Annotated in this window: 21 protein-coding genes; 9 read left to right on the forward strand and 12 right to left on the reverse strand. The window is 37.9% G+C overall.

Features of this window, described 5'->3' with window-relative positions:
• The first annotated feature begins 482 nt into the window (after positions 1–482).
• From rapA to pntB, 4 genes are all read left to right on the forward strand, one after another.
• A complete protein-coding gene (gene rapA / locus H5084_RS01350; protein ID WP_182689305.1) occupies positions 483–3,395 on the forward strand; it encodes an RNA polymerase-associated protein RapA in 2,913 nt (970 codons plus the stop codon).
• Positions 3,396–3,473: 78 nt separating this feature from the next.
• Positions 3,474–4,136 carry an RluA family pseudouridine synthase gene (locus tag H5084_RS01355; RefSeq protein ID WP_182689306.1) on the forward strand — a complete coding sequence of 221 codons (663 nt, stop codon included), beginning with the start codon at positions 3,474–3,476 and terminating at the stop codon, positions 4,134–4,136.
• Positions 4,137–4,494: 358 nt separating this feature from the next.
• Positions 4,495–6,039 carry a Re/Si-specific NAD(P)(+) transhydrogenase subunit alpha gene (locus H5084_RS01360; RefSeq protein WP_028867758.1) on the forward strand — a complete coding sequence of 515 codons (1,545 nt, stop codon included), beginning with the start codon at positions 4,495–4,497 and terminating at the stop codon, positions 6,037–6,039.
• A 2-nt stretch (positions 6,040–6,041) separates the two neighbouring features.
• Positions 6,042–7,412, forward strand: a complete 1,371-nt coding sequence (gene pntB / locus H5084_RS01365; protein WP_028867759.1) for a Re/Si-specific NAD(P)(+) transhydrogenase subunit beta — start codon at positions 6,042–6,044, stop codon at positions 7,410–7,412.
• Between the two features lie 133 nt (positions 7,413–7,545).
• On the opposite strand, the gene H5084_RS19470 is transcribed toward pntB, so the two are convergent.
• Complete coding sequence (locus tag H5084_RS19470) at positions 7,546–7,812, reverse strand: Lrp/AsnC family transcriptional regulator (protein WP_211235618.1); 267 nt, start codon at positions 7,810–7,812, stop codon at positions 7,546–7,548.
• Positions 7,813–8,279: 467 nt separating this feature from the next.
• On the opposite strand from H5084_RS19470, the gene H5084_RS01375 reads away from it, so the two are divergent.
• Entirely contained in the window at positions 8,280–9,263 is a 984-nt protein-coding gene (locus H5084_RS01375; RefSeq protein ID WP_028867760.1) for a hypothetical protein, read from the forward strand.
• Positions 9,264–9,590: 327 nt separating this feature from the next.
• Here the strand turns inward: H5084_RS01375 and H5084_RS19475 are convergent, their stop codons facing one another.
• The 3 genes from H5084_RS19475 to H5084_RS01390 form a co-directional block, all read right to left on the reverse strand.
• Positions 9,591–9,839, reverse strand: coding sequence for a hypothetical protein (locus tag H5084_RS19475; RefSeq protein ID WP_211235619.1), 249 nt, complete (start codon positions 9,837–9,839; stop codon positions 9,591–9,593).
• A 410-nt stretch (positions 9,840–10,249) separates the two neighbouring features.
• The gene (locus tag H5084_RS01385; protein WP_028867761.1) at positions 10,250–11,038 is read right to left on the reverse strand and encodes a M48 family metallopeptidase; all 789 of its coding nucleotides are present in this window, start codon (positions 11,036–11,038) and stop codon (positions 10,250–10,252) included.
• 172 nt (positions 11,039–11,210) lie between these two features.
• Positions 11,211–12,416, reverse strand: coding sequence for a multidrug effflux MFS transporter (locus H5084_RS01390; protein WP_182689307.1), 1,206 nt, complete (start codon positions 12,414–12,416; stop codon positions 11,211–11,213).
• Between the two features lie 190 nt (positions 12,417–12,606).
• Between H5084_RS01390 and H5084_RS01395 the strand changes: the two genes are divergently transcribed.
• Positions 12,607–13,566, forward strand: coding sequence for a LysR family transcriptional regulator (locus H5084_RS01395; RefSeq protein ID WP_182689308.1), 960 nt, complete (start codon positions 12,607–12,609; stop codon positions 13,564–13,566).
• A 246-nt stretch (positions 13,567–13,812) separates the two neighbouring features.
• Here the strand turns inward: H5084_RS01395 and H5084_RS01400 are convergent, their stop codons facing one another.
• Positions 13,813–14,880, reverse strand: coding sequence for a branched-chain amino acid aminotransferase (locus H5084_RS01400; protein WP_182689309.1), 1,068 nt, complete (start codon positions 14,878–14,880; stop codon positions 13,813–13,815).
• A 213-nt stretch (positions 14,881–15,093) separates the two neighbouring features.
• Positions 15,094–15,723 carry an alpha/beta family hydrolase gene (locus H5084_RS01405; RefSeq protein WP_182689310.1) on the reverse strand — a complete coding sequence of 210 codons (630 nt, stop codon included), beginning with the start codon at positions 15,721–15,723 and terminating at the stop codon, positions 15,094–15,096.
• Between the two features lie 158 nt (positions 15,724–15,881).
• Between H5084_RS01405 and H5084_RS01410 the strand changes: the two genes are divergently transcribed.
• Positions 15,882–16,409 (forward strand): N-acetyltransferase, encoded by a 528-nt coding sequence (locus tag H5084_RS01410; protein WP_182689311.1) that lies wholly within the window; start codon positions 15,882–15,884, stop codon positions 16,407–16,409.
• A gap of 256 nt (positions 16,410–16,665) precedes the next feature.
• Here H5084_RS01410 and H5084_RS01415 read toward each other — a convergent pair whose 3' ends face one another.
• From H5084_RS01415 to H5084_RS01435, 5 genes are all read right to left on the reverse strand, one after another.
• Positions 16,666–17,049 (reverse strand): 4a-hydroxytetrahydrobiopterin dehydratase, encoded by a 384-nt coding sequence (locus H5084_RS01415; protein WP_259396659.1) that lies wholly within the window; start codon positions 17,047–17,049, stop codon positions 16,666–16,668.
• 43 nt (positions 17,050–17,092) lie between these two features.
• Positions 17,093–18,835 carry a SagB/ThcOx family dehydrogenase gene (locus H5084_RS01420; protein WP_182689312.1) on the reverse strand — a complete coding sequence of 581 codons (1,743 nt, stop codon included), beginning with the start codon at positions 18,833–18,835 and terminating at the stop codon, positions 17,093–17,095.
• 68 nt (positions 18,836–18,903) lie between these two features.
• Positions 18,904–19,338, reverse strand: coding sequence for a TerB family tellurite resistance protein (locus H5084_RS01425; protein WP_182689313.1), 435 nt, complete (start codon positions 19,336–19,338; stop codon positions 18,904–18,906).
• Positions 19,339–19,642: 304 nt separating this feature from the next.
• Entirely contained in the window at positions 19,643–20,491 is an 849-nt protein-coding gene (locus H5084_RS01430; protein ID WP_028867573.1) for a PA4780 family RIO1-like protein kinase, read from the reverse strand.
• Between the two features lie 450 nt (positions 20,492–20,941).
• The gene (locus H5084_RS01435) at positions 20,942–21,826 is read right to left on the reverse strand and encodes a DMT family transporter (RefSeq protein WP_028867572.1); all 885 of its coding nucleotides are present in this window, start codon (positions 21,824–21,826) and stop codon (positions 20,942–20,944) included.
• Positions 21,827–22,084: 258 nt separating this feature from the next.
• On the opposite strand from H5084_RS01435, the gene H5084_RS01440 reads away from it, so the two are divergent.
• A complete protein-coding gene (locus tag H5084_RS01440) occupies positions 22,085–22,939 on the forward strand; it encodes a delta-class carbonic anhydrase (RefSeq protein WP_028867571.1) in 855 nt (284 codons plus the stop codon).
• Positions 22,940–23,110: 171 nt separating this feature from the next.
• Here the strand turns inward: H5084_RS01440 and syd are convergent, their stop codons facing one another.
• Entirely contained in the window at positions 23,111–23,674 is a 564-nt protein-coding gene (gene syd / locus H5084_RS01445) for a SecY-interacting protein (RefSeq protein WP_028867570.1), read from the reverse strand.
• A 104-nt stretch (positions 23,675–23,778) separates the two neighbouring features.
• Here syd and queF point away from each other — a divergent pair, with 104 nt between their 5' ends.
• Positions 23,779–24,636, forward strand: a complete 858-nt coding sequence (gene queF, locus H5084_RS01450) for an NADPH-dependent 7-cyano-7-deazaguanine reductase QueF (protein WP_028867569.1) — start codon at positions 23,779–23,781, stop codon at positions 24,634–24,636.
• Positions 24,637–24,795 lie beyond the last annotated feature (159 nt).

The following is a 24,795-nucleotide window of genomic DNA, read 5'->3' on the forward strand; positions in this document are numbered from 1 at the left end:
TTGATGTTGCCTAACTAGTAGGACTTTGATTTTTTTTGAAATCACATCAACAACAAGTGCTCACACAGATTGTTTGATTAAATTGTTAAAGAGCGTGCCTTGCGGCTAGGCGGCGTATATTACGCGCCTTTCGAACATTGTCAACGTTTTAATTTAACTTAATTCCGAAGCGAACTACGGAGCGTTAATACGTTAAAAACTATTCTCAAACTCGCTGGGTAACTTGCGTTCCGTCCCGTGTCTGTGGGGTCGCATTATAGGGATTGAGATCACATTGGCAAGTGTTTTATTACGATTAATTTTCGTTTGCTTAAATATCAAACAAAGTGCCATTTTCTTTCATTTATATGCTATTTATATGCTATTTTTATTTTTGTGTAATTTATTCTATTTTGATTAGTACCTTTGTTCAGGATTTAGGTAACATACGCGCCTTTTCTGCTATTAAGTTTTGTTTTGTTACAAATGATGAGTGAGTTTTTATGACATTTTCGTTAGGCCAGCGTTGGATTAGTGACGCTGAATCAGAGTTAGGTTTAGGTACTATTATTGCAATAGAGGGACGTATGTTGACATTGCTATTTGCAGCGTCTGGTGAACAACGTCTTTATTCGATTCAAGAAGCACCGGTAACTCGTGTCCGCTTCAATATCGGGGATGAAGTATTGAGTCATGCCGATTGGAGTTTATTAGTAACGGATATTGAAGAAAACGATAATATTATTACTTATATTGGTACTCGTGTTGATACAGGTGAAGAAACTAAGTTAAAAGAAACCTTCCTTAATAACTTTATTAAATTCAATAAACCTCAAGATAAGCTATTTGCAGGACAAATTGATAAGTTCGATCGTTTTATTCTTCGTTACAAATCATTATTAAATCAACATCAACAACAACGCTCTCACTTACGTGGCTTACTAGGACCTCGTGTAGACTTAATCCCTCACCAGTTTTATATCGCAGAAGAAGTTGGTCAACGCCATGCCCCACGTATTTTATTAGCCGACGAAGTTGGGTTAGGTAAAACGATTGAAGCAGGATTAATCATTCACCAGCAGTTAATTACTGGTCGCGCTAAGCGCGTATTGATTGTATTGCCTGAAAACTTACAACATCAATGGTTAGTAGAAATGCTGCGCCGTTTTAATCTGCATTTTAGTATTTTTGATGAAACTCGCTGTGAAGAAGCTTATTTAGATGCCGTTAACCCGTTTGATACTGAACAATTAGTGCTGTGTAGTATTGATTTAATTCGTAAACAAAAACATTTAAAGAATGCTTTACTCGCTACTTGGGATTTATTGATTGTTGATGAAGCTCATCACCTTATTTGGGATAAAGAGAAACCCAGCCCTCAATATAAAGCCATTGAACAATTAGCCAATGCAATTCCCGGCGTTTTACTCTTAACAGCTACACCCGATCAATTAGGGCATGAAAGTCACTTTGCTCGTTTGCGCTTATTAGATCCTAATCGCTTCTATGATTATCAAACATTTGTTAAAGAAGAAGCAGGATATAAGCCTGTTGTAGATGCGGTTAATCAATTGTTAGAGGGTAAGTTTCTTAGTAATGAAGCAAAGAATAGTATTACTGAATTATTATCCGAACAAGATGTTGAACCTTTATTAAATGTGATCACAGATATTACAATTGATGAAGATGAACAACAGGCTGCACAACAAGAATTAATCCGTAGTTTATTAGATAGACACGGCACTGGTCGCTTATTATTCAGAAATACACGCTCCGCAATTAAAGGTTTTCCAAAGCGTTTGCTTAAGTCTGTTGCATTACCCTTACCAGACCAATATAAAACGGCCATGAAAGTATCAAAAATGATGCCAGTGGGAAGTATTGCAGAACAAGCTTTTACCGCGTTATATCCAGAGCAGATCTATCAAGCTTTTGAAGCCTCTACAGATAATTCATGGTGTGCTTTTGACCCTCGTATTAGTTGGTTAATCGACCTTATTCAGCAGAATAAAAATGAAAAAATCTTAATCATTGCCGCGCAAGCACAAACAGCATTAGCCATTGAAGAAGCATTACGCACCAGAGAAGCCATTAAAGCTGCGGTATTCCACGAAGGTTTATCATTGATTGAACGCGATAAGTCTGCAGCTTACTTTGCACAAGTAGAAGATGGCGCGCAAGTGATGGTGTGTTCTGAAATTGGTTCAGAAGGACGTAACTTCCAGTTTGCTCACCATTTAGTATTATTTGATCTACCTATTAACCCTGATTTATTAGAACAACGTATTGGCCGTTTAGACAGAATTGGGCAGCGTTGTGATATACAGATTTACACACCGTACTTAAAAGAGACTTCTCAAGCCTTTTTACAACAGTGGTATGAGCAAGGTTTATCTGCCTTTACGCAAACGACCCCAACAGGCCATACTGTTTATGAAGCCGTAAAAGATGAATTAATTAACTTACTCGCGACGGGTGATAACAGCGACAATCAATTAGAGCAATTGATTCAACGTACTGCTAAGTTGAACGCCGAGTTAAAAATGAATTTAGAACAAGGTCGAGATAAGTTATTAGAAATTAATTCAAGTGGTGTCTTACAAAAGAGTGACTTGTTAGATGATATTACTGAAATAGATCAGCTACCTCACTTTACTGGCTTTGCATTACAAATGTTCGATGTTTTAGGTGTGCAACAGGAAGACAGTAGTGAGCATTGTTTGATCTTAAAACCTACGGATCATATGTTGGCATCTGATTACCCAGGGTTACCTGAAGATGGTGTTACGGTTACTTTTAACCGCCAAACAGCCTTAAGTCGTGATGACGTTTCTTATTTAACTTGGGAACACCCTATCATCAGTAACGGAATGGATATGGTATTGAGTTCAGATACCGGCACAACTTCTGTCGCGATATTAAAGAATAATTCTTTACCGGCTGCTTCTACTTTCTTGGAGCTTATTTATGTCGTTGAAGCATTAAATACCGAAAATGCACAATTAAGTCGCTTCTTACCTACTACGCCTATTCGTTTACTGTTAGATAAAAATGCGAAGAATTTGGGTGAAAATGTTACGTTTGATAGCTTTAATCGTCAGCTAACCCCTATTAACCGTCATATTAGCCGTAAAGTTGCTACTGCATCTCAGGCATTAATAGACCAATTGATTAAGCAGTCTTTACCAACTGCGCAAGCGTTAATGTCTGATGTAATTGATGAAGCGAAGCAAACAATGCAACGCACGTTGCAACAAGAAAGATCACGTTTGTTGGCGTTAAAAGCGGTAAACCCGAACATCCGTGAAGAAGAAATTCAACATTCACGCGATCAGCAAACAAGTTTTGAGCAAATTTTAGATAACACACAACTCAAACTTGATGCAGTACGTTTCATCGTTTCAACTCACTCGTAATACATCACCATAAAGCATAGGCGATAAATAATTCCTTTATCGCCTTATCTCTTTAAGCTTCAATACAGATAATTAATTATGCCAAACTTTGTTTATAACCCACCAATGCATCCGTACTTAGATATTATTCATCAAGATGAAGATATTGTTGTATTGAATAAACCATCAGGCTTATTAAGTGTACCAGGCCGCGATACTTGGCATAAAGACAGTTTAGCTTTACGTATTCTTCGTGTTTGGCCCAATGCATGTGTAGTACATCGATTAGACATGGCCACTTCAGGGATTATTATTTTAGCACTTAAAAAATCCGCACAAAGCCATATGGGCCGTCAATTCCAACAAAAAGTCATTGATAAAACTTACTTCGCTAACGTAGAAGGCATCATTGAAAAAGAATCAGGTCTGATTGATTTACCCTTACGTTGTGACTGGGAGAATAGACCTCGTCAAATTGTAGACTTTGAACAAGGTAAAAATTCACAAACCGAATGGCAAGTGGTCAAGCGAGGAAAGCAGACAACGTTAGTTAAACTTACCCCGTTAACAGGTCGAACCCATCAATTGCGCGTGCACATGCAACAACTCGGTCACCCAATTATTGGCGATGAGTTTTACGCGAGTGAATGGGGCAAAAGATTATCACCACTACGTCTTGCTTTGCATGCCGCGAGTATCACTTTGACCCACCCATCAACAGAAGAACGTATCACTTTTGAATGCCCGCCTCCTTTTATGTGAACAGAAGATAAACAAGATAAAATCAAAACCATGAGGTTTTATTAACACCCTGTTAACAAAAAACACTGCTTATGATTAATGGTTATATTAAGTAACCTTAATGTTGCATAAAAACCCTCTAAAACCGCTTAAAATGGTAGCCTAAGTCACATTTTTTCACTAAGCTTTAGTTTGGTAAAATTTATTGTGAACAACAATCCACAAACCATACAAAAACTAGCACATAGTCAGGCTTTTGCATGTCAGTGGTAAATATAAATAAAAGGTAACGATGATCCACATCTAATCCCCTTTTTAAACAACACATAAAATACACTTTTTATAACTCAATATAACAATAAGCGATCATGGAATTACTATGCAGATAGGTATACCTAGAGAGATCCAAGAAAATGAAAACCGCGTAGCCGCAACACCTAATACTGTTGAGCTATTGATTAAACAAGGTTTCACTTTTCTGGTAGAAAAAAACGCGGGAACAGCGGCTAGCTTTTCTGATTTAACTTACCAAAATGCAGGCGCAGAAATCAGCGATGAAGCAGCGACGGTTTGGCAATCAGATATCATTTTTAAAGTGAATGCACCGACCCAAGCAGAAATTAAGCTAATCAAAGAAGGCGCTACATTAGTTAGCTTTATTTGGCCAGCTCAAAACCCTGAACTGTTAAAGCAATTAGAAGCTAAAAAAATCAGCGTTATTGCAATGGACAGTGTACCTCGTACTTCTCGAGCACAAGCATTAGATGCCTTAAGCTCAATGGCAAATATCGCAGGTTACCGTGCAGTTATCGAAGCCGCTAATCAATTTGGTCGTTTCTTTACAGGGCAAATCACTGCCGCAGGTAAAGTGCCACCAGCAAAAGTACTGATTGTTGGCGCTGGTGTTGCAGGTCTTGCTGCTTTAGGTGCAGCTGGTAGCTTAGGTGCGATTGTTCGTGCATTTGATACTCGCCCTGAAGTAAAAGAGCAAATCGAAAGTATGGGTGCAGAGTTTCTTGAAGTAAATTATACAGAAGAAGAAACTGAAGTTAGCGCAACAGGTTATGCTAAAACCATGAGTGAAGGCTATCAAAAAGCACAAGCTGAAATGATGGCAGAACAAGCGAAAGATGTTGATATCATTATTACAACAGCGCTTATCCCAGGTAAACCTGCTCCTAAAATCATCACTGAAGCAATGATTAAATCAATGAAATCAGGCAGTGTGATTGTCGATTTAGCGGCGGCAGCTGGCGGTAATGCCGCACTCACAGTTAAAGATGAAGTCTTTGAAACTGAAAACGGCGTTAAAATCATTGGTTACACAGACTTACCAAGTCGTTTACCGACTCAATCAAGTCAACTATATGCAACCAACTTAGTTAATTTAATGAAACTGCTTTGTAAAAACAAAGATGGTCAAATTGATATTGATTTTGAAGATGAAGTTATCCGTGGTGCAACGGTTGTTAAAGAAGGTGAAATTTCTTGGCCACCACCAGCGATCAATGTCAGTGCAGCTCCCGCAGCTAAAGCGGAAGTAAAAGAAGACGTTGTTGTTGAAGAAAAAGCACCCAATAAATGGATAAAACCGGCTGTAGCCGTTGTAGCTGCTGGATTATTTGGTTGGTTAGCAAGTGTTGCTCCTGCTGATTTCTTAGCACACTTCACTGTATTTATGCTGGCATGTATTGTTGGTTACGGCGTTGTTTGGAATGTTGCACATTCTCTTCATACACCGTTAATGAGTGTAACAAACGCTATAAGTGGCATCATCATTATCGGCGCATTACTACAAGTCGGTAGTGACAATAATGTTGTTACAGTTCTATCAACGATTGCAATTTTAATTGCAACCATCAACATCGTGGGCGGATTTACCGTAACACACCGTATGTTGAAAATGTTCCAGAAGGATAAATAATCATGTCTCAAGGATTAATTACTGCTGCTTATGTTATTGCAGCCATCCTATTTATCGCCAGCCTTAACGGTTTAAGTAGCCAAGAGAGCGCACGAAAAGGTAACTTATTCGGTATTATCGGTATGATCATTGCGGTTATCGCAACGATTGCTAGCTCTCAAGTCTCTGGGTTAGGTTACATTACGATCGCAATGGCAGTCGGTGCGGGTGTTGGTGTACGTTTGGCATTAAAAGTTGAAATGACTTCCATGCCAGAACTGATTGCTATTCTTCACAGTTTTGTAGGTTTAGCAGCAACATTTATCGGCTTTAACTCTTATTTAGATCATGCTGTTTTAGCTTCTGCAGCTCAAACAATTCATGATGTTGAAGTGTTCTTAGGTATCTTTATTGGTGCTGTAACATTCACAGGGTCTATTGTTGCTTATGGTAAATTGAGCGGAAAAATCAACAGTTCTGCATTAGCGCTACCAGGTAAAAACTGGATCAACATTGCCGCTGTAACTTCTGCAGCATTCCTATTAGTGGCTTTCGTCAGTGGTGATTTAGGCTTAACTGCATTAATCATTATGACCATCATTGCATTAGCCTTTGGTTGGCACTTAGTTGCTTCTATTGGTGGCGCAGATATGCCAGTAGTAGTTTCAATGCTTAATTCTTACTCTGGTTGGGCTGCTGCAGCAACGGGTTTCATGCTAGCAAACGACTTACTAATCATCACTGGTGCATTAGTAGGTTCAAGTGGTGCGATTCTGTCTTACATTATGTGTAAAGCAATGAATCGTTCTTTCGTAAGTGTAATCTTAGGTGGTTTTGGTACAGAAACATTCGACCAAGGTGACCAAGAATACGGTGAGCATCATGAAACAACCGCACAAGAAGTTGCAGCGTCATTAAATGCAGCAAAAAACATCATCATTGTACCAGGATACGGTATGGCGGTTGCACAGGCACAATACCCAGTGGCAGAAATTACTAAGCGCTTACGTGCTAAAGGTAAAAATGTACGTTTTGGTATTCACCCTGTTGCGGGTCGTCTACCTGGCCACATGAACGTGCTACTTGCTGAATCAAAAGTACCTTACGACATCGTATTAGAGATGGATGAAATCAATGAAGATTTCCCTGATACAGATGTTGTATTAGTTATTGGTGCAAATGATACGGTTAACCCGGCAGCAAACGAACCAGGTACACCGATTTCAGGTATGCCAGTATTAAGTGTTTGGGAAGCTGAGAAGGTAGTTGTGTTTAAACGTTCGATGGGAGCTGGTTACGCTGGCGTACAAAATCCACTGTTCTTTAAAGATAACTCAGAAATGTTATTAGGTGATGCAAAAGCATCTGTAGACGCGATTTTAGCTAGCCTATAATTAGCAAGCTTATAAATGCTTAAATAAGTAATAACATTTGCGCTAAAAGCCGAATCAATTGATTCGGCTTTTTTATTTGTTTGTTTTGTTTACTAAGAATAACTTGTTACAGATTAAGCTGATCTATGACTCGCTAAAGTTGGATAGCAGTACTGTGCTTTACCGTACGTGATGCGACCGATGTATCAAACTTCCTAATATTCAAATCGTCATGTAATGCGCGGTCAACAAATGTTTCATAAGCTTGAATATCCTGTACACAAACAATCACTACAAAATCATATGATCCTGATATTTGGTAACACTGCATGATTTCATTCGATTGGATCATTGAGTATTTAAATTTCTCATAAATACCTGCTCTATCTCGTTCCATCTCAATAGAAACAATCAAGGTCATTTTTTTTCTGCTAACTGCGCATCAATGATTGAGACATCACAGATAATAACCCCACCGCAAACGCTTAGCACGCTTTAAACAAGCGGCGCTGGTAACCCGACTTTATCTGCGAATTCAATGTTAGGTAGACGGTTATTTTTTGTGGCGGCATTCATATTACATGGTCAATTCTATCAATATTCATTATTTTACCTTCGCTTTATAACTGAACCTTATAACTTGACCTTAATACCGGCATTTTATTTTAATTACATTATTTCTTTCTAGGCTCATTATTAATGACAATATTTCCTTAAAGCGAACAAAAAAAATATTAAAAAGCTAGATCACAACATTTAAAATTAAACTTCAACCTTCTTATGTATCATATGTGCGTTACCGATCGAGACGCTTTATTCAGCAAGTTGAATGGTAAAGGGTATATAAGCTTATTAAATTTAAACATAAACACAATAAAGGTCAGTATCATGCAATCCATTAAACATTTTTTCATTGCCCTAGGCAGAGACATTTTTAATGTTACATTTACTCTGTTTAAAGTCATGATCCCGATCTTAATTGCAATCAAAATTATTGAAGAATTCGGCGGTATTATTCTATTAAGCCAGTTACTTGGTCCTTTGATGCAGACCGTAGGCTTGCCAGATGCAATGAGCTTAGTTTGGGCAACAACAATACTCACCAACATCTATGGCGGTTTAATTGTATTAATCAGCATCGACAATACTCTAACCGTTGCTCAAGCATCAATATTAGGCAGCATGATGTTACTTGCACACTCTTTACCAATTGAAGCGACTATAGCTAAAAAAGCAGGAGTGAGCTTATGGGTCACGTTAGTTTTTCGCATTGGCGGCAGTCTATTGTTAGCATGGATATTACACCAAACGTATCAGCTAACGGATAGCCTTAACCAACCGGCGCAAATGCTTTGGTCCCCTGAAGTGAATGTGGAGAGTGGTTATCTTGACTGGGCAATCAACCAGCTACAAAATTTAGTGATGGTTTTCTTAGTTATCTCAACCTTGCTATTCACGTTAAAAATGTTGAAAATATTAGGCATAGAAAAGTTAATGGCGATCATCTTAAAGCCTTTTTTAAGGTTGTTAGGGATCAGCCAAGAAGCAACTAATATTACTATTATTGGTGCTACCTTAGGGCTTTCCTTTGGCGGCGGATTGTTAATAAATGAAGCACAAAAAGGACATGTTGCAGCTCGTGATGTTTTTACATCGATCATGCTATTAAATTTATTACACAGTTTAATTGAAGATACGTTATTGATTTTATTAATAGGGGCAGATTTTAATACCATTTTCTGGGGAAGGTTACTGTTTTCGTTTATTGTCATTGCCACATTAGCAGCCATCATCAGAAAACTATCACCAGTATTTTGTGAGCGTTATTTATATCGCAGTGTTGCATCAAATCAGATGCCATCAGCAACCTAGCCAATAAAAAAACAAACGATAAAAGCCAATCGAATAATGTTAAAAGGTTCAATGCTAAAAGACAAGTTGAGCCATAAAACCAATAATGTAAAAAAACAGGTTTTATAATGCTTACCTTAAAGTACTTAAAGTGAAACCATTTAAAGCAATACTAAAGGTGGCGTCTAATCACCTCTAGTGGGTCAATGACCCTTCTAATGGAGACCAGCAGTAAAGTTGATCTTCATTGCGTACATCAATATGAACCCAGTTCATGTCAACGCCATGTTGTAGTGGGCCACACTCTACAAACTTAATATCTGCAAACTGTGCTTGGTGTTCAATGATCTATTTTCTGACGACTTGAGCGGAGACCTGCTTAAACTTCATATCCACTGCACGGCCATATTTATGCTGTGAGCGACTAGCTAAATACTTAGCCGTCGTCCCATAAAAATATTCATCTCTAATTCCACTATATTTAAACTTCCCTCCCCATGACCAATCATTGATCACGCAGGAACCAAGCTGCTCTCTCAAGCTATCAATTAAACGTAGCAACCTATCATTAAATAAAGTCCAACAACGTTGCCCCACTCTGAATACATTTGTGGAGTAACCAACTCTTTAATATCAAAATGCTTACATTTATAACTCATCAGCTATACCTCTTAATTATTCAGAGAAGCTTCGATTTCAGCACAGCATAAAACTATTGAGGTATATAAAAATTAACCAAAACATCATTCCCCCTGTATTAAAAATGTAGGAAGAGTAAAACTAAGTTGTAGCGTTAAGTGTAAAAGATATACATAAGAATAAATTATAAAGTGACTGCTTAGATAACGAGGTAAATGGGTAAGTAGATAGGTAAATGGGTAAGTAGATAAGTAAATGGAAAATACAGAGAGGAATAAATAAGCGAGCTAGTGATTAACTAGCTCGCAACACATTAAGTGCTATATTTTACTGTTTCGTACTATATTGTAATCAGCCGAACTCAATGATTATAGTGAGCAAGTTGGATGTTTTTTACTGCTTTTTTTTAATTTATTTAACTCATCACTTAAGTTATTAATACGTGTTTCATTTGATGGATGCGTCGATAAAAATTCCATTGGTTCACTGCCACCAGAGGCCACAGCCATATTCTTCCAAAGCTCAATACTTTGCTGAGCATCAAAACCTGCATCATTCATTAAATGTAAACCAACAATGTCAGCTTCAGATTCTTGAGCTCGACCATAGGGCATCGTAATACCGTATTGAACTCCTAATCCTAAAGCAGCCATGCCCATTTCAGCATACTCAGTACCAGCAATGGCAACTTGTGTTATTTGAGTGCCGTACCCAGTGATTTGGCTAGAAGATAAACGCTCATTAGAATGGTTTGCTTGAACATGGGCAATTTCATGTCCAATAACAGCCGCTAATTGATCCTGATTTTTTGCAACTTGTAATAATCCAGTATAAACACCAATTTTACCACCAGGCAAAGCAAACGCGTTCACTTGCTCGCTATCAAAAACAACCACTTCCCATTGGTCAAAATCAGGTTGTTTACCTAACGCATCGGTAATTTGCTTACTAACACATTGTACATAAGCATTTACTTTTGGATCTTTGTTAATTGTTTCTTGTGCTTTCATTTCGGTAAATGAATTAGCACCCAACTCTGCCATTTCAGCGCCATCAAACAATAAAACTTGATTACGTCCAGTAGGTGAAGACGTTACACATGCAGTTAATAAAACAGCTGAGCTTAATAGTGATAGTTTAAATATTGAATGCTTCATTTTGAGTCCATTTAAATAGAGGTAATAAAACTATTATCTCAGGCTAAAAGTAATAATGCGAGTGTATTTTATAGTGCCAAACACACCGCATTTGATCGGCATTACCGATAGTCTGACAAGCTAACCTGGTAGTCAGGGATTAGTGCCCCAATGTACCTACTCGCGCAACCTTTTAGCTATAACTCACTTGCTCTTGGTGCCAATGTTTATATTGTGGTAAAAACATAGTAATCAATAAAACTAAGCTACCAGCACCGATCATTACCGCATTTGCATAAGGTGCAGTCAGGTTTGTTTGTTGTAATAAGCCCGTTAATAAAGCGGCTCCACTCATTTGCATACAACCTAAGATAGCACTGGCAGTTCCCGCTCGTTCTCCAAAAGCACTCAACGCCATTGACGTTGCAGGCCCTAATAACAATGCGAAACCAATACATAAAAAAAGCATTGGGATCATAAAGTACAATCCACCTAATAAAGCCGTAGTTACAGGCAGTTGCTGAAACGCAACCTGTAAAACAGCAGATAAGACCATCACCCACAATGCAACAGTGACGGTTGTATGATTACCTAGTTTTTTAATCACTTTAGGCGCAAGAAAACACGCACTAATATTAACAATGGCGTTAAACCCAAATAAGTAACTAAAAGTCAGCTCATCCAAGCCCAAATGGTTAATGATCCAACTTGGCGCGTAAGATACATACGTTAAAATACTGGCCATTGCTATCATGCAAGTTAGCGCATAAAAAACAAAATGGCTATTCGCTAAAATAGGTTGATAACGCGCCCAACGATATAAAGCAGCACTATTATTACTATGTTCAGGACGAGTTTCAGGTAATTTAAAAGCCACTATCAATAACACAACGACCGCATATAAAGCCATAAAAATAAACGTTGAACGCCAGCCAAACTGTAATGCAAGTAAGCCACCTAAGGTAGGCGCTAATGCAGGTATGACACAAATAACACCATTTAAATAACTGTAATAGTGTGCACTTTGTTGTGCATTAAATCGGTCTCTCACTGCACTAAAAACAACAATCGAAGTTGCACAAGCAGCAACACCTTGTAATACGCGGGCTAATTGTAAATATTGAAAATCGACGACTAAAGCCGCTAACAAGCTACTTGCTATGTACGCACAAATACCAAACAAAGCAATAGGACGACGACCAAAGCGATCCGCTAAAGGACCAATTAAGATCTGCCCTATTCCCATCGCAAAGATAAACAGTACTAAAGTAGATTGCACCTGCGTATCCGACACAGAAAACTCTTGCGCCATTTGTGGCATCGAAGGTAAATAAATATCTATTGCCAGTGGGCTTAACACCACCATGAACATTAGAATAGGTAATAGCTTACGGGTCATCTCAATCTCTTTTATAAAAAATGGGCCAACTGGAAAATATCTAATAAGCTAACTTCGCCTTACTATGGCTAACGTAGCAGAATTAAAATATTAAAATCAATAATAGGTAATACGAATCGCAGTGTAAATCAGCTATGATATGAACAGAAATGATATTATTTCAGATCTTACATTCTCTATGGGAATATCTATGAATATTGATAAGTTAATGCGTATTGACCTAAATTTATTAGTTGTTTTACAAGTACTTTTAGAAGAAGAAAGTGTTACACGTGCAGCGGTTCGCTTGAACCTCAGTCAATCTGCATTAAGCAAAAGCCTCAATCGATTAAGGATTAGCTTGCAAGATCCTTTATTTAGCAGAACAGCACACGGCTTAAAACCGACAGCGCATGCATTACAACTACAACAAAAATTGCCTAGTTTGTTACAAAACTTATATCAGTTAACTCAAGCCCCTCGCTTTGATCCGTCCAGTAGCGACAGACACTTTTCAATCAGTATGCTGGAAAGTGCTTATGCAACATTGTTACCTTATTTTATTGGCCCATTATTAAAACAAGCAAGTCATGTACACCTTGATATTTTAAGTTGGATGGAAAACTCAATGCAGTCATTGCAACAAGGTAAAGTTGATTTTGGTATTACTGGAATAGACTTCTATGATGATCCGCGATTAAAAACGGAAATCCTACCCGATGGCATTGCGCATACTATCTTGTTTCACGATCAGCAAACTTGTTTAGTAAATGAAAATCATCCGGTGTTAGAGAGCATAAAAAAGGGACATTGGGATATTGATAGTTACCTTCAATATAATCACATACAGGTTTCTTGTGAAGGCAATAAATGGTGGGCAATCGATTACTTTTTAGAGAAACAAGGTAAACAACGCAATATTATTAGTACGTTACCTGACTTTTATGGTGGGGCGAGTGTTTGTGCTCACAGTGACTTAATCTTTACACTACCCTCAAGCTTTGTGCCGCATGCCCAAAAGTTATATCCACTTAAGCAAATCCCATTACCGTTTTCTTTTTCAGAAATGGCCTATGTATTGTTATGGCATCAACGTAATAGCGATGAACCCGGTCATAAATGGATCAGAGAAATGATTTGTAATAGTGTCGCGAATGCAATTGATAAGTAGCTATTGGAATGCATATCAGTATCAGATTAATAATGTCGCTTTAGTTTAAGCTTTAGCTTTAGCTTTATCGATAAAAAGTAAGCTCAATCTCAAGCTAAGGTTATCTCTAAAGAAATATATTAATCAACTATTTAAACAACTACATGACTACACTATTTTCACAGTGTGTATTATTTTGATCAATAAAAAAGGCGCTAATGAGCGCCTTTTTTAGATGGGGAGTTAATTTTAAATTGGCATTAACGTTTAGTAGTTAACTTTTTCAATCCAACCAAATTTATCTTCACGTAAACCGTATTGAATGCCCGTTAGCTCATCGTATAAATTACGAGAAACCGTACCTGCTTTATTATCATTGATAAAGTAATCTTCGTCTTTCCAACATAATTGACCAACAGGTGAAATAACTGCTGCAGTTCCACAACCAAAGGCTTCAGTAATTTTACCACTTCTGATATCCGCTAGAATATCTTCAATGGCGATTTGCTCTTCAGATACTGTGTACCCTAGAGAAGGTGCCAACTGTAAAATAGAGTCACGGGTAATACCCGGTAAAATACTACCGCTTAGTTTAGGGGTCACAATATGATCTCCGTAAACAAAACAGATATTCATTGCGCCTACTTCTTCAATATATCTACCGTGTACCGCATCTAACCAAAGCACTTGTGAATAACCGCGCTTTGCAACATCTTCCGACATGTACAAACTAGCCGCGTAATTACCGCCGGTTTTAGCTTCACCAACCCCACCAACAACTGCGCGACGATATTTATCTGCAACATACACAGAAACAGGTGAGAAACCATTTTTAAAATAAGCCCCTGCAGGTCCAGTGATAATAAAATGTAGGTATTTATCACTTGCGCCTAAGCCTAATTTAGCTCCCGTTGCTACCATCGTTGGGCGGATATATAGCGAAGTACCATTTTTTTCAGGTACCCATTGATTATCTATTTTTAATAATTCAGTCACTGCTTTTAAGTGAAATTCAACATCAACTTCTGGCATGACCATACGTGCAGCTGAACGGTTAAAACGTTTAAAGTTTTCACGCGGACGGAATAAATTAATCTCGCCATTTTCAGTACGGTACGCTTTTAAACCTTCAAAAATCTCTTGGCCGTAATGTAGAACTGAAGCAGAAGGATCCAGTTGTAGCATTTGATAAGGTTTAATTTCTGCATTTGACCATTTATTAGTAGGTTCAAATGACTGTGTAAACATGTGATCGGCAAATACTTCGCCAAAACTAAATTCTGCTGGGCAAGCGTTACGTTCTGCAACAGCTAACGGTTTGATATCAATTGACATGTAAATCCCTTCTGTATCTAAATGCTTTCTGCAACAACGAATGAAAAGCATAAGCATTATTGCTTAGGTGTTGGCCGGAGCTAGATTCTAAAAAATATTCAACCATACATCCACACTTCTTTTACAAAAAAACAAGATTAAGTAACTTTATTGAGCTAACCGTGAATATTTTAATTTTTTTAGTATTAAAAAGTAAAATAACACACGCAATGATTACTTAAGACAGTCTTTAATATAAGCAGCAAGAAAGTCGATACAAGATTGAATGTGCTGTTGATGAGTCAAACCACTTTTTACTCTCGGTTTGAAGTCATGGTCACCATCTTCTAACCATAACCAATTAAAACGCTCAGGCAAACCATAACTTAATACTTCTTCTTGGCCGCCTAACTTATCACGTGTTCCCTGAATAATGGCAACAGGTTGTTTAATCGCAGCTAAATGCTCCACGCGTAATTTTTCTGGTTTACCTTGCGGATGAAATGGATAACCTAAACAGGCAATGCCTTTAACATGTTGCAGATAGGCGCCAGTCGGTTCAGCAGCCACTAACGTTGCCATTCGGCCCCCCATTGACTTCCCGCCAATCACCATCGGTTGCTTCAATGAGGCGATGACATCGTCAAACTGCTTTATTAACATTGGGGCGCGCTCAGGTGGGCGTCGGCTCGCCGTTTCAACTCGCTGCTGCATATAATTAAAATTAAAGCGAGCAACTCGAATGCCTTGTTCAGCCAGACCCACACTCACTTTCTCCATAAAGTCTGACGTTAATGGCGCTCCTGCACCATGTGAAAAAACAAATAAAGGCCCCTCTTCAGGTCCATCAAAAATAAGCGTCATGATTGCCTCTAGTAAATAAAAATAGAATAAATAGTATTATGTAAGAATGCGAGTAAGCGATTAAAGCGTCAAGTAAATAAGCCTATGTAAAACCTTAAATTGTTCGTTACAATATTTATCTAACTATTTATACGTTCAAATAAAGGCAGATATTCAGCATGTTATACAAAAACATACAAAGATGTACTTTACAACAAGTACATCTGTTACAAGAAATAGCAATTAAGACCTACCATGAAACCTTTACTGACAGTAACAGTGAAGCTTTACTACAAAAATATTTTGAGCAATCGTTAAATATAAAAAAACTATCAGAACAGTTACAACAGCAGCACTCTGAATTTTATTTCATTTATGCCAACGATAAAAAAACAACCCCCGCAGGCTTTTTAAAATTGAATATAAATAATGCACAAACGGATGTGTTGGATCCACAGGCATTAGAAGTTGAAAAAATTTACCTGCTAAAAAACTTCTTATCACAAGGTTTAGGTAAACAGTTGATCAACTTTTCGATTGAACGAGCTCAACAACAAGATAAAAAATATCTTTGGTTAGGCGTGTGGGAACATAATGATACGGCACTTACCTTTTATAAAAAGATGGGATTTGAGCAATTTGGAGAACATGGTTTTGATATGGGTGGAGATATTCAAACCGACCTGTTATTTAAGAAAATGTTATAAAAAAGTCCGGTTTTTATTACCGTCTTATCTATAAGGGTGAATTACCATCTTGTTTAGAAGGATGAATAGTTGAAGCTAGAACACTCATTAAAGCGATTTAAACATCGCTCAACTTAACGGGGTCACTTCACAAATTGAGGGGGCTTTATTATCTCTCCCGCCTCACATCTTGCTTTAAGCCGTCTCGTTTTATCGCGGGAGATAACGAGCATAGGATGTTGTAACAACATTAATTAACGAGGTTAATTAACCATATTTAGTTTCTATTTAACGTCATTGCAGAAAATAATTCACTCGTTTTAGCAGCCATAATAAAATCATTACGGTGTAAACCTTTGATGATATGACTCCACCACTGCACCGTTACCACACCATACTCAACCACCAGTAAAGGATGATGATTCACTGACTCGGCTAATTCAGCTATCTGGTTAACAAAGGCTATCGAATGTTGATAACGTTTAGTGGGGAATTCACAAGCTAACTTCAGCACGCCTTGATCTTCAACTAATTGCCATTGTTGACTCTTTGCTGATTGCGCTTGTAATTCAGTGAATAACACCTTGATCTGCTCATCTTGTAGTAAAAGTGCACTGGCATTACATGCTTGGCAGGTTTGTTGGCTCAATAAAGTCATCATAATCCCCTTTTAAAATTTATTGCTAGTCTGAAAAATAAGTCGATTATTTACTGCTATAAGACTCGCCATCTGCTTTAGCTTGCAAATGAAAATAGGCAGGTTTGGTTGAAATACGTTTATCGTCAATCGCTTTACCCACAGTAAAATGATACAAACTTTGCCATTGTTGATCTTTTAATCCAACTAAGTCATGGACTTGATCATCAAAAAAACATCCAATTCCTGTTCCTCTTAATCCCTCTCTTTCAGCGGCTAAATACAGTACTTGACCAATCAACCCAGTTTCCCAAAATAATAATGGGTACTGGCTAGCTGAATGACTTAAGCTTGTTTCAAAACGCGCTAGCATACCAAGGCTATAGGCACCATCTGCGGCAATATTTTGCTCACAACTAAGGGCTTTAGCAATGCGTCTAAAGTCGCCTTTTTTCAGCACATATAACGGTTGTTCTATAAAACAGGGTTGCCATAGAAACTCCGGCTTCATTGCTGACTTTAGATCCTGTAAATGCATTGGGTTACGCACCCAAATATATAATCCAGCATCAAGACCTTGCACATGATGAACAAATAACAGTAAATGAACTTGAGCCGTTTGTGGCAAGACAGAGAATGGAACACTTTGGGTCGGTAATGTATTGTGTAATTGCTTTAAAAATAGTTCACTGGATATAAAGCTAGCTTCGCGATCAAAACTTTGAGCACTTCGACGTTGTAAAATTAAGTGTTCAGCACTTTGCTCTACTGACTCAGAGCTTTTATTGCTAGCAGTAAGATTCGAATTGACAGTAGCAACATTAGCATTGAGAATCGCAACATCTGGATTTAAAACAGGTGAAGATAACGTTGCAGGATCTTCTTTAATAAATGAAATATTTTGCTGATGGCTTGCTTTAAAAACATCTTCAATAACCGGCCATTCTTGATACGAATGACTTAACTGGTTACTTTGATGCATATAATCAAAGTCAGAGAGTGCATTTATCCATTCTTTTACTTTCTGTAAATCGCTAGGTTGTGCGCTTACCCAACAAACACAATCGACATATTCAGTTTCTTGCGCTGCATGAGGAGACTGATTAAGGCCTAACAATGCTGATATAGCAGAGTTCGACAACTCATCTAACACTTCAATTTTCCAACCATTTAAGTTGGCGGCAATATTCAAAGCAGCCAACGCATGACCTAAATCATGTTGGCAATACCGATAAGCCCGCTCACCGTATTTCCAAGCTTCGCGCCATGCAATACTAGTTAAAACAATCGCAAAACCGGTCGTATCCTGTAAAAAGTCAGCCTTAACATCTGCGAGTCGCGCACGTTTCTCTAAACAATTAATATAAGGATTGTAATGTAGGCTATGTACGGTTTTCTTTTTTAGCTCTTGCGAATCAGATAATTCAGGTAACTCTTGTGATTCAGGTAATAATAAATAGCATTCAGTGGGATGCAGATTACCGCTTGAAGGGTTAATACGTAATGCCCACTCCGTTCCGTTATAAGACTTCCACGCAGATAAACCTAAACTGTTTTGCAATAGTGACGCAATGCTGCTTACTGAAATAGGCGCAGGTGAAGCAGGTGATACTTGAAAGATATACTCAATGGGGGAGCTAGCAACCTCTTGATTTAAAGGAAGATATATTTTCTCTGTCCCTTCGTATAAACGATAAGGCAAGGGTTGATTTGCCCAATCCATATATCCCGCTGAGCGAGCATAAGCGCCTGGCCTATGTTTTGTTTGCTGATGGTAATTTTTAACCATTTGCAACGTTGATTGAGACATAATCATTCCCCATAAAAATTTAAATCAAATTAACTAACAATCAAGAATTCAATCTTAAAAAATTCGAGCTACTGTGGCATAACAGCGAGTTTAGTACGAATAAAATCACTATGATTAACATAAATTAGCTTAGCGACTTTACGGATTAAGGCCTCTTCCAGCTCATCTAGATACCCATCAGCATAAGCGACTTGCCACATGGCCTTAATCAAGCCGATACGTTGCTCGCGCTCTAAATCTCCAAGCTGAGAAGTAAAATCAAACACAGATTGGCTACTTTTAGCTTCCTGCATACCTACGTTTAATAATTCCGCCGCTTTCTCGGCATTAACATCAAGTACTTTTTCAAGCGAACGAGTAGCAACTATTTTCTCATCCGCGCTTAAGTGATGATCTGCAATACAAACCTCACACAATAGAGAAGCAATGGCGAGGGTATTATCGAACTCAGGGTGTTCATTAGGTATTAGGGAACTTATAAAGTGTTTAACTGTTGCGATCATATTTCAACCTATAGGAATAAAAAAACGGAGGTGATTTAATACTGGGCTTTTGAGTGTAAAGACTAATCCAGTATCAATTAGCCATCCTAGCCTCAATCAAAATAGAAATCAAAGCGACTTAGTTGTCACGCTGTATAACAAAATACTAAGTATATTAGAGGTCGAAGTTTGAGTTGAGGTTTGAGTTCAGGTTATGTTTGAAATGACGAATAAATCGCCGCAGTGGGCCTGTTACTGAAGTGGTTCCAATCAAGTAGCGTAACCCACTATTTATATTACGAGGTTTACGCTAATCAATAAAATGTTAATCAACGTCAGAAATACGGTCTAAACGATCTAGTTCTTCTTCTCGAGCGGCATTAATTTCATGCAGTACGCCATCAACGTCAGCATTAATATCAGAGTCAACAAATCGCCCTGTTAATATTGTTTTAGGTGATAATTCGCCCGTTTCAAAAATAGACCAAATTTCTTCGCCATAGCGTGTTTGGGCTAGTTCTGGTGCGAATTGAGAATAATACTGTGTCATGTTATTGACATCACGTAACAACATTTTCTTAGCATTATTATTACCAGCCGCATCTACAGCCTGTGGTAGGTCAATAATCACGGGGCCTTCTGCATCCACCAACACATTAAACTCAGATAAATCACCATGGATCACTCCCACACTGAGCATACGAACCACATAGTCCATCACTTTAGCGTGATCAATCATTGCCTTCTCTTGAGACAAGGTGACATCATTTAAGCGTGGAGCAGCATAACCCTCGGCATCTGTGATCAGTTCCATGATCAACACGCCACCAAAACACCCATAAGGCGTAGGCACACGAATCCCTGCATCGGCGAATTTATACAACGCATCAACTTCAGTACTCTGCCAAATTTCTTCTTGTTGTTCACGCCCAAATTTAGAGCCTTTTTGCATTGCACGTGCATTTCGACCATTTCGGACTTTTCGCCCTTCATTGTACAAAACCGCATTTTTAAAACTACGTTTGCTCGCTTCTTTATAAACCTTTGCACAACGAACTTGATCACCACATTGAACAACATAAACCGTTGCTTCTTTGCCGCTCATTAACTGGCGTAATACATTATCGACGATGCCATCGTCAACTAATGGTTGAATTCTTTTAGGTATTTTCATTTATATAATTTGTTTTCTAATATTTTAATTGATTGAGCTAAATGCCATTTAATTAAATAAAGAGCTAAAAAGCAGAAACAGTATTACCCAGTCATCACCTTCATAGATAATAGTTACACTGAGTAATAGTGAGATAGAAGCATACACTCATTAGTATTGAATATATGCCCAGGCAATTCATCAAACGAATAACGGCTACATCTATAGCGCCTCACTTATAGTGCCTTTTAACTAAGTAGTGTATTAATAAAACAATAATCAGTGCTTATATCAAAAGGTATAACCGTTCATAGTACTATAAAAACAATCGTTTCTTTGTTTCTTTTTGTTCAATTCATGACATGTAAAATAAAAATCCGCTTAATTTTACTTTTACAGCATATAACGTACTGAATAATTAGGAGTAGAAGCTTAATCTCGCTCTAAAATAAATTTTAAATGGGTGATTATTTATGATTTTGTCTTCTTACCAAAAACATTCACTAATGCACCTAACACAATTAAAGAGCCTCCAATTAAAGTCCAAATAGAAGGTACTTCATTGAAAACGATGACCCCAAGGATAGCGGAGAATACAACTTGCACATAAGAAAAAGCACTGACTTTAGCAGCAACTTCACTTTGCATAGCTTTAGTTAAGCCGACCTGCCCAATTTGTGTAAAAATGCCTACAAACAATAATAAAATCAACGCTTCAGTATTGGGCATAACAAAATTATCGCCTAATAAGATAATGGATAATGGTAAGGCAATCAGGGGAAAATAAAAGATGATCACGGAGCTGTCTTCGGATTGACTTAAGCGTTTAACTAATACATAAGCGGTACCACTGCCTAATGCACCTAATAATGCAGCACAAACACTAAACCAAGGTAAAACAGCTTCCCCTGTGACCGATAAATTCGGCATCACCATGGCCAATAGCCCAAATAAACAAAGCACAATACAAATTAATGTTGAACGCTGGATCCTTTCTTTCAGAAAGAAAAAAGCTAACAAAGCAGTAAATACAGGATACAAATATTGCAATAATGTGGCTTCAGCTAGAGGTAAAGTCGTGACCGCATAATAGACGCAAATTAGCGCTAACGTCCCCACACCCCCACGAGCGATAAGCAGCGTTTTGTTATTCCCCCACACAGGGATTTTCTTACGTTTAATATCAACATAACTAATCAACAATGAAATAATGCCGCGAGCAGCAACGATTTCAAAGACAGGGATATTATGAGTGCTTACCAGCTTCACACATGCGGTCATCAATGCAAAAGAGAAAGCTGACAGCAACATAAACCGTAAGCTAATCGGGATCGACAAGAAAAAATTTCGTAACATAAAGGCACTAACTTGATTAATAACAATAGAAGTCTAGTTTATCGTATTTTCAGGCGCCTAGTTATTTATTTGGGTGTTTAATTTTCATATTATACAGCGCATTAACCAACAACATGACAGCCAATACAGGTTAATTTATAGCAAAGAATGGTGATATTAAATGAATACAACGGTCAGTGAATATTACCAACACCACATTCAAAGCCTTTTTCAGTTGACCACTGGAAAACAGCTCCTATCAATACTGGAAACATACTAATGAAAGCCTATTTATTTATCGCCTATGCAGCTGCAACGTTACCTTTTTCTGTCGTTGCAGAACAAAATCATCATCACTCAGTAACAGATAACGTTATTAAAGAGCAACGTATTGCACTTGAGAAAAACACCTCGGACAAAGGTTTTGGTCCACAATCCCCTCGAGATATAGACCATTTAAACGGCAGCAACCAGCAACTTTTTACAAAAGCCCCCGCATATACTGAAATGAACTTATGTAATATTCATTTTCATAGAAATGCGGAACATAAAGGTGGGGAGTTCACTGAGTATGCCGGTAATGGAGATGGCGAAGGCAATAATAGTGGTTACAAATTTTCAGGATCATTGACAGAGAGTGAATTATTACCAATCAAGACAGAGATTGGTAAAAATGCACATGGCCACTTAGTTTCAGGTGATACAATTGAAGTCCATTATGTTTATTCAACAGCAAAAGTTAACCCTGGCCCAACATTAGGCGCATGTTTAGCAAGCCCAACAAAAAATCCGCAATTACGTGTTGAAACACAAGTATTTGTCTTAGTAAACGATAAACAAGCACTTAACTTTGTGCAATTAACAGAAGATGCTAAATCAGGCAATTACCAACAAGCACTAAACATTCCAACCAATACTGGCGATCCAATAGAGTACCTTGGTTCAACAACCGGTCCCGGTTATAACGAAATAGGGTCTCCTTTTCAAGTGACTTGGAGTGTTCGCCCTAACGTACTCAAAGTTGATATCAATACTGTCGGCACCTGGTTACAAAGCAACGTGTATCAAGAAGATCATGCGCATGGAGTAAGAAACCTAGTGATTAACCCTAAGCTATTATCTAACGTTCAATAAGTTAATGGCGTTACTGTTCATGGTCGCTTAGCGTACTATACGCTAAGCGCTTTTTTATTCATGCACCTTTAGTACTGCACTTTTTCACTACTAGCTGTTAACTCTGTTACTGTACATTAAGTGCTGTTGGCGAACAGAAAAAGCAATTAGCTTAAAGCCACCTACTCACCTTTAATCTTGCTGTTCAGTCAATACAGGGGTTAATTTTTCTAAAAACTCGGCTAGCGATTCCGCTAAAACTGCTTCTTGTTTTTTACCTAAGGTTTCTAATTGCACTTGCCCTGTTTCATTTAAAATAGAAATGACTTGCATCTCATCGCTACAGGTTGCAATAAACATGGATGCCGGTTTTTTTAAACGTTTTTGCATCATAAAGTGGGCAATCATATTCTCTTGCAACAGATTAAAGTCTTGATCATTCCACACTTGAATAAGTTCAACAGGATGCCCTTCAAACTCGCAACTGATATGGTCGCTATAAGCACTGCAAAAAAGATCTTCAATAGAAGGATGTAAAGTCACTTCCAGTGCTTGCTCAATATTATTCAGGTTAGCTTTTTGCTCTCTCGGCACTGCTTGCCATGTGATTTTATCATCCTCAACGTTACCGACCTGACAAGGTGACGACCACTCAGGGTCAAAAAATTGAGTCGGTAAAGTCTGCTCTGTTGATTGCCATAATTGTCGATGGCGTTGATATAATGCGAATAACTGCTGTTGTGTATCTGTATTCATAGCTCGAATAATTCTTCTTTTTAGTTACAATACGGCATATTGTAACTATTCGGGCAGTCTTGTCTTGTTTTTCTGACAACGCTTTCCTCTAAATGGGATGTTCCATGCCAAATTCAACACTTTATAACCAAGATGAAGCATTACAAAACTTATCTTTAGGTAAAGTCACAGAGTATAAATGCCACTACGATCAATCCTTGTTACAAGGAGTACCACGTAGTTTAAATCGCAATGAGCTTAACTTAGATGCTTCTTCGCTACCCTTTCATGGCTTTGACCTATGGAATATTTACGAACTTTCCTGGTTAAATAGCAAAGGCAAACCGATGGTGGCAACGGGAGTTGTTAAAGTCCCTTTTGATAGTGAATTTTTGATAGAATCAAAATCCTTTAAATTATACTTAAACAGCTTTAATCAAAGTAAATTTGAGTCCGTTGCGGCGGTACAAGCAATATTAACAGCAGACTTATCAGCCTGCGCCAACTCCCCTGTTAGCGTCAACCTTAATGCGAAACTAGATATTATTAACGAATCACTGGGTACTTTTAGCGGCGTTAACCTAGATGAGTTAGATATTGAAGTTGACCAGTATCAACTGTTACCGTCATTATTAACAGGTATTAGTTCAGATACCACGGTAACGGAAACACTCTACTCACACTTATTAAAATCAAACTGTTTAATCACAAGCCAACCAGATTGGGCAAGTGTTGAAATAAGCTATACGGGTAAATCACTCGACCATGAAAAGTTGTTGCGATATTTAATTTCATTTCGCCAACATAATGAATTCCATGAGCAATGTGTAGAGCGTATTTTCTGTGATTTAATGAAGTATGGTTCGTTAACATCGTTAACCGTTTATGCGAGATATACACGTAGAGGTGGTTTAGATATTAACCCTTTACGTAGTACATCAATGGAATTTCCGATTAATAATATACGCTTAATACGCCAGTAGTTTTATTAATAAAGTCAGTATTATGAGCAGAAGTGCAACTGTTCACGTTTTTACATGTTATGTTGCACTTACTTAAATTATTTAGTTGTACCGCCACTATTTTATAATGAGGTTTTAATTATTAATGCGTTTGTTTTCAAGAGTATTGTTTAGCTGCCT

The sequence above is a fragment of the Psychromonas sp. SR45-3 genome (assembly GCF_014163575.1).
GTDB classification, from domain to species: domain Bacteria; phylum Pseudomonadota; class Gammaproteobacteria; order Enterobacterales; family Psychromonadaceae; genus Psychromonas; species Psychromonas arctica.

Bases quoted from the DNA above. Each gene is read 5' to 3' on its own strand.
- H5084_RS01395 (WP_182689308.1), top strand. From the start codon at position 12,607: ATGAATATTGATAAGTTAATGCGTATTGACCTAAATTTATTAGTTGTT.
- H5084_RS01425 (WP_182689313.1), bottom strand. From the start codon at position 19,338: ATGATCGCAACAGTTAAACACTTTATAAGTTCCCTAATACCTAATGAA.
- H5084_RS01415 (WP_259396659.1), bottom strand. From the start codon at position 17,049: ATGATGACTTTATTGAGCCAACAAACCTGCCAAGCATGTAATGCCAGT.
- H5084_RS01360 (WP_028867758.1), top strand. From the start codon at position 4,495: ATGCAGATAGGTATACCTAGAGAGATCCAAGAAAATGAAAACCGCGTA.
- H5084_RS01385 (WP_028867761.1), bottom strand. From the start codon at position 11,038: ATGAAGCATTCAATATTTAAACTATCACTATTAAGCTCAGCTGTTTTA.
- syd (WP_028867570.1), bottom strand. From the start codon at position 23,674: ATGAATACAGATACACAACAGCAGTTATTCGCATTATATCAACGCCAT.
- H5084_RS01400 (WP_182689309.1), bottom strand. From the start codon at position 14,880: ATGTCAATTGATATCAAACCGTTAGCTGTTGCAGAACGTAACGCTTGC.
- H5084_RS01435 (WP_028867572.1), bottom strand. From the start codon at position 21,826: ATGTTACGAAATTTTTTCTTGTCGATCCCGATTAGCTTACGGTTTATG.
- queF (WP_028867569.1), top strand. From the start codon at position 23,779: ATGCCAAATTCAACACTTTATAACCAAGATGAAGCATTACAAAACTTA.
- H5084_RS01440 (WP_028867571.1), top strand. From the start codon at position 22,085: ATGAAAGCCTATTTATTTATCGCCTATGCAGCTGCAACGTTACCTTTT.
- rapA (WP_182689305.1), top strand. From the start codon at position 483: ATGACATTTTCGTTAGGCCAGCGTTGGATTAGTGACGCTGAATCAGAG.
- H5084_RS01410 (WP_182689311.1), top strand. From the start codon at position 15,882: ATGTTATACAAAAACATACAAAGATGTACTTTACAACAAGTACATCTG.
- pntB (WP_028867759.1), top strand. From the start codon at position 6,042: ATGTCTCAAGGATTAATTACTGCTGCTTATGTTATTGCAGCCATCCTA.
- H5084_RS01420 (WP_182689312.1), bottom strand. From the start codon at position 18,835: ATGTCTCAATCAACGTTGCAAATGGTTAAAAATTACCATCAGCAAACA.
- H5084_RS01390 (WP_182689307.1), bottom strand. From the start codon at position 12,416: ATGACCCGTAAGCTATTACCTATTCTAATGTTCATGGTGGTGTTAAGC.
- H5084_RS01430 (WP_028867573.1), bottom strand. From the start codon at position 20,491: ATGAAAATACCTAAAAGAATTCAACCATTAGTTGACGATGGCATCGTC.
- H5084_RS01405 (WP_182689310.1), bottom strand. From the start codon at position 15,723: ATGACGCTTATTTTTGATGGACCTGAAGAGGGGCCTTTATTTGTTTTT.
- H5084_RS01355 (WP_182689306.1), top strand. From the start codon at position 3,474: ATGCCAAACTTTGTTTATAACCCACCAATGCATCCGTACTTAGATATT.
- H5084_RS01375 (WP_028867760.1), top strand. From the start codon at position 8,280: ATGCAATCCATTAAACATTTTTTCATTGCCCTAGGCAGAGACATTTTT.
- H5084_RS19470 (WP_211235618.1), bottom strand. From the start codon at position 7,812: ATGACCTTGATTGTTTCTATTGAGATGGAACGAGATAGAGCAGGTATT.